The sequence below is a fragment of the Ruegeria sp. H6 genome (assembly GCF_056532975.1).
Genome location: NZ_JBQFOA010000028.1, coordinates 1 through 4488 on the forward strand (window position 1 = coordinate 1; position 4488 = coordinate 4488).

At 62.5% G+C, this 4488-nt stretch carries 3 protein-coding genes; all 3 read left to right on the forward strand.

Annotated elements, in window-relative coordinates; genetic code table 11:
* Positions 1-3 precede the first annotated feature (3 nt).
* The 3 genes from gcvT (at position 4) to gcvP (ending at position 4448) form a co-directional block, all read left to right on the forward strand.
* On the forward strand, positions 4-1098 hold the full coding sequence (gcvT, locus tag ACR0AG_RS22330) for a glycine cleavage system aminomethyltransferase GcvT (protein WP_480842869.1): 1095 nt from the start codon (positions 4-6) through the stop codon (positions 1096-1098).
* Positions 1099-1115: 17 nt separating this feature from the next.
* Positions 1116-1481, forward strand: a complete 366-nt coding sequence (gene gcvH, locus ACR0AG_RS22335; protein WP_480842865.1) for a glycine cleavage system protein GcvH — start codon at positions 1116-1118, stop codon at positions 1479-1481.
* Between the two features lie 111 nt (positions 1482-1592).
* A complete protein-coding gene (gcvP, locus tag ACR0AG_RS22340) occupies positions 1593-4448 on the forward strand; it encodes an aminomethyl-transferring glycine dehydrogenase (RefSeq protein WP_480842867.1) in 2856 nt (951 codons plus the stop codon).
* Positions 4449-4488: the final 40 nt, after the last annotated feature.

Genomic DNA, 4488 nt, shown 5'->3' on the forward strand with positions numbered 1-4488 from the left:
GTCATGACCTCACTTAGTCGCACTCCACTTTATGCTTTGCATGTTGAGTTGGGAGGTAAGTTGGTTGATTTTGCGGGCTGGGAGATGCCTGTTCAGTATTCTTTGGGGATTATGGGGGAGCATGCGCAGTGTCGTGAGAAGGCGGCGTTGTTTGATGTGAGCCATATGGGCCAGGTTATTCTGCGCGGTGAGGATGTGGGGGAGAAGCTGGAAGCTTTGTGCCCGCAGGCCTATGCGACGCTGAAGGAAGGCAAGGCGCGGTACGGGTTCTTCACGAACGAGGACGGCGGGATCATGGATGACCTGATCGTGTCGAATGCGGGGGATCATTACTTTGTGGTGGTGAACGCGGCGCTGCGGCATCAGGATATTCCGCATATGAAAGCGAACCTTGAAGGCGTCGAAGTGACCGAGATCTTCGACCGCGCGCTGGTGGCTGTGCAGGGCCCCAAGGCCGAGGATGTGGTAGGCGCGCTCTGCCCCGCGGCGCGGGGTCTGACCTTCATGGAAACCACGCTGGCCGAGATCAACGGTGTGGAATGCCGGATCTCGCGGCTGGGGTACACGGGCGAGGACGGGTATGAGATCTCGATCCCCGAGGACAAGGCGATCGAGATCAGCAAGGCCTTCCTGGCGCATGAAGATTGCGAACCGGCGGGCCTTGGCGCGCGCGACAGCCTGCGGCTGGAGGCAGGCTTGTGCCTTTATGGCAATGACATTGACCAGAGCACCTCGCCGATCGAGGCCTCGCTGGCCTGGGCGATCCAGAAACGCCGCAAGGAAGAGGGTGGCTTTCCGGGTGCGGCGCGCGTGCAAAAGGAACTGGCCGAGGGGCCCGCGCGCAAGCTGGTGGGGATCAAGCCTGCGGGGCGCGCGCCTGCGCGTCAGGGCGTGGAAATCCAATGTACCGAAGGCAACAGCATCGGTCAGATCACCTCGGGCGGGTTTGGCCCCACGGTGGGCGGACCGGTTGCGATGGGCTATGTGAGCAAAGGCCATGGCGCGCCGGGCGAGGCGGTCAATCTGATCATCCGGGGCAAGCCGCAACCGGCCGAGATCGTGGCGCTGCCCTTTGTCACTCAGAATTACAAGCGTTGAAGTCAGGAGAGAGAGACATGGCAACCTATTATTCCGAAGAACATGAATGGCTGGCTGTTGAGGGCGACACCGCCACGCTGGGCATCACCAAACACGCCGCCGAACAGCTGGGCGATGTGGTCTTTGTCGAGCAGCAGGAAGCGGGCGACGAGTTCGAAAAAGACGGCGAGATCGGCGTGATCGAATCCGTCAAGGCTGCGTCCGAGCTCTATGCCCCGGTCGATGGCGAGATTGTCGAGGTGAACGAGGCGCTGGCCGACAATCCCGGCGCGCTGAACGAAGACCCCGAGGGCGAGGCGTGGATCTACAAGATCAAGATCACGGACGCCGCGCAGCTTGAAGATCTGATGGATGAGGCTGGCTACAAGGCCTTCATCGGCTGATACTGCCGGAGCCCTGATATTGGGGCTCCCCAGCTTCATCTTTTTCCAAATACTCTCGCCGAAGGCGTCTGCCTGAGCGGCCGGGCGAGACATTCCGTGAGGAGCGCAACGATGGCTTTCAAACTGACCGATTACGAAGCCTATGACTTCGCCAACCGCCGCCATATCGGGCCCAGCCCGACCGAGATGCGCGACATGCTCAAGGTGATCGGCTTCAAGACCCTGGACGCGTTGATCGACGCCACGGTCCCGCCCGCGATCCGGCAGAAGGAACCGCTGGACTGGGGTCCGGCGATGACCGAGCGTGACGCTCTGTTCCACATGAAAGAGGTGGCGAGCAAGAACAAGGTTCTGACCTCGCTGATCGGTCAGGGGTACTATGGCACCACCACGCCCGCGCCGATCCTGCGCAACATCCTGGAAAACCCGGCCTGGTATACGGCCTACACGCCCTATCAGCCCGAGATCTCTCAGGGCCGGCTTGAGGCGCTGTTGAACTTCCAGACCATGGTCAGCGACCTGACCGGGCTGGACGTGGCCAATGCCTCGCTGCTCGACGAAGCGACTGCGGCGGCCGAAGCCATGGCCATGGCCAAGCGCGGCGGCCGGTCCAAGGCCAACAATGCGGCGTTCTTTGTCGATAAAAACTGCCACCCGCAAACCATCGCGGTGATCAAAACCCGGGCCGAGCCTCTGGGCATCGACGTGCAGGTGGGGGATCCCGACAGCCTGGACGCAGGTGCCGTCTTTGGCGCGATCTTCCAATATCCCGGCACCCACGGTCACGTGCGCGACTTCTCGGCCGAGATCGCGGCGCTGCATGAACACAAGGCGATTGCCATCGTCGCCGCTGACATCCTGTCGCTGGCGTTGCTGAAATCCCCCGGCGAGATGGGCGCGGATATCGCCATCGGCTCGACCCAGCGCTTTGGTGTGCCGATGGGCTATGGCGGGCCGCACGCGGCCTATATGGCGACCACCGACAAGCTGAAGCGCTCGATGCCGGGCCGGATCATCGGTGTCAGCATCGACGCGCGCGGCAACAAAGCCTATCGTCTGGCGCTGCAGACCCGCGAGCAGCATATTCGGCGTGAAAAGGCGAACTCGAACGTCTGCACCGCGCAGGCGCTGCTGGCGGTGATTGCCTCGATGTATGCGGTTTATCACGGTCCCGATGGGATCAAGGCCATCGCGCAATCGGTACACCGCAAGACCTCGCGCCTGGCCGCCGGTCTGGAAGAGGCGGGCTTTGCCGTCGAACCCGAGGTGTTCTTTGACACCATCACGGTCGAAGTTGGCCATCTGCAAAACGTCGTCATGGAGGCTGCCGTGGCCCGCGGTGTGAACCTGCGCAAGGTGGGCGAGACCAAGGTCGGCATCAGCCTGGACGAACAGACCCGCCCCGAGACCATCGAGGCGGTCTGGGGCGCCTTTGGCATCGACAAGACAGATGACAGCTCGAACAAGCTTTACCGCCTGCCGGAACATGCGCTGCGCGAAAGCGCGTATCTGACCCACCCGATCTTCCACAAGAACCGGGCCGAGGCCGAGATCACGCGGTACATGCGCCGTCTGGCCGACCGCGATCTGGCGCTGGATCGGGCGATGATCCCGCTGGGATCCTGCACCATGAAGCTGAACGCCACGATCGAGATGATCCCGGTCACCTGGCCCGAGTTCGGCAACCTGCACCCGTTCTGCCCTCAAGATCAGGCGCAGGGCTATCGTCAGATGATCGACGACCTGAACGACAAGCTGTGCCAGATCACCGGCTATGACGCGATCAGCCAACAGCCCAACTCGGGCGCGCAGGGTGAGTACGCAGGGCTGCTGACCATCCGCAACTATCACTTCGCGCGCGGCGAAGGGCACCGCAATGTCTGCCTGATCCCGACCTCGGCGCACGGGACCAACCCGGCCTCGGCGCAGATGGTGGGCTGGCAGGTGGTGCCGGTGCAGGCGGATGAGAACGGCAATATTGATCTGAACGATTTCCGCGCCAAGGCGGAAAAGCATTCCGATCATCTGGCCGGCTGCATGATCACCTATCCCTCGACCCATGGCGTCTTTGAGACCACCGTGCAGGAGGTCTGCCAGATCACCCATGACCACGGCGGTCAGGTCTATATCGACGGCGCCAACATGAACGCCATGGTCGGCCTGTCGCGTCCCGGCGATATTGGCGGCGATGTCAGCCACCTGAACCTGCACAAGACCTTCTGCATCCCCCATGGCGGGGGCGGCCCCGGCATGGGTCCGATCGGCGTCAAGGCGCATCTGGAAGAGCACCTGCCCGGCCACCCGGAATACGGCACTGCCGTGGGCCCGGTCTCGGCCGCACCCTTTGGCTCGCCTTCGATCCTGCCGGTCAGCTGGGCCTATGTGCTGCTGATGGGCGGTGCGGGTCTGACGCAGGCGACCAAAGTGGCGATCCTGAACGCCAACTACATCGCCGCGCGTCTGGCAGAGGCCTATCCGATCCTCTACACGTCCGAGACGGGCCGGGTGGCGCATGAATGCATCCTCGACACCCGCCCCCTGGACGAGGCCGCGCATGTCAGTGTTGATGACATCGCCAAACGTCTGGTGGACAGCGGCTTCCACGCGCCGACCATGTCCTGGCCGGTGGCAGGCACCCTGATGGTGGAGCCCACGGAATCTGAACCCAAGGACGAGCTGGACCGTTTCTGCGAGGCCATGCTGTCGATCCGCTCCGAGGCGCAGGACATCATCGACGGCAAGATCGATGCGGAAAACAACCCGCTGAAAAACGCCCCCCACACGGTGCGCGATCTGGTCGGCGACTGGGACCGGCCCTATAGCCGCGAACAGGCCTGCTTTCCTCCGGGCTCCATGGGCGTCGACAAATACTGGTCCCCCGTCAACCGCGTCGACAACGCATACGGTGACCGAAACCTCATCTGCACATGCCCACCCATGTCAGAATACCAAGACGCCGCCGAATAAAACAAAACACAAAAACCCCGCCTAAAAAGACGGGGTTTTT

What these genes read in the sequence shown, in the direction of transcription:
- gcvH (WP_480842865.1), top strand. Translation starts at nt 1,116, where the DNA reads ATGGCAACCTATTATTCCGAAGAACATGAATGGCTGGCTGTTGAGGGC.
- gcvT (WP_480842869.1), top strand. Translation starts at nt 4, where the DNA reads ATGACCTCACTTAGTCGCACTCCACTTTATGCTTTGCATGTTGAGTTG.
- gcvP (WP_480842867.1), top strand. Translation starts at nt 1,593, where the DNA reads ATGGCTTTCAAACTGACCGATTACGAAGCCTATGACTTCGCCAACCGC.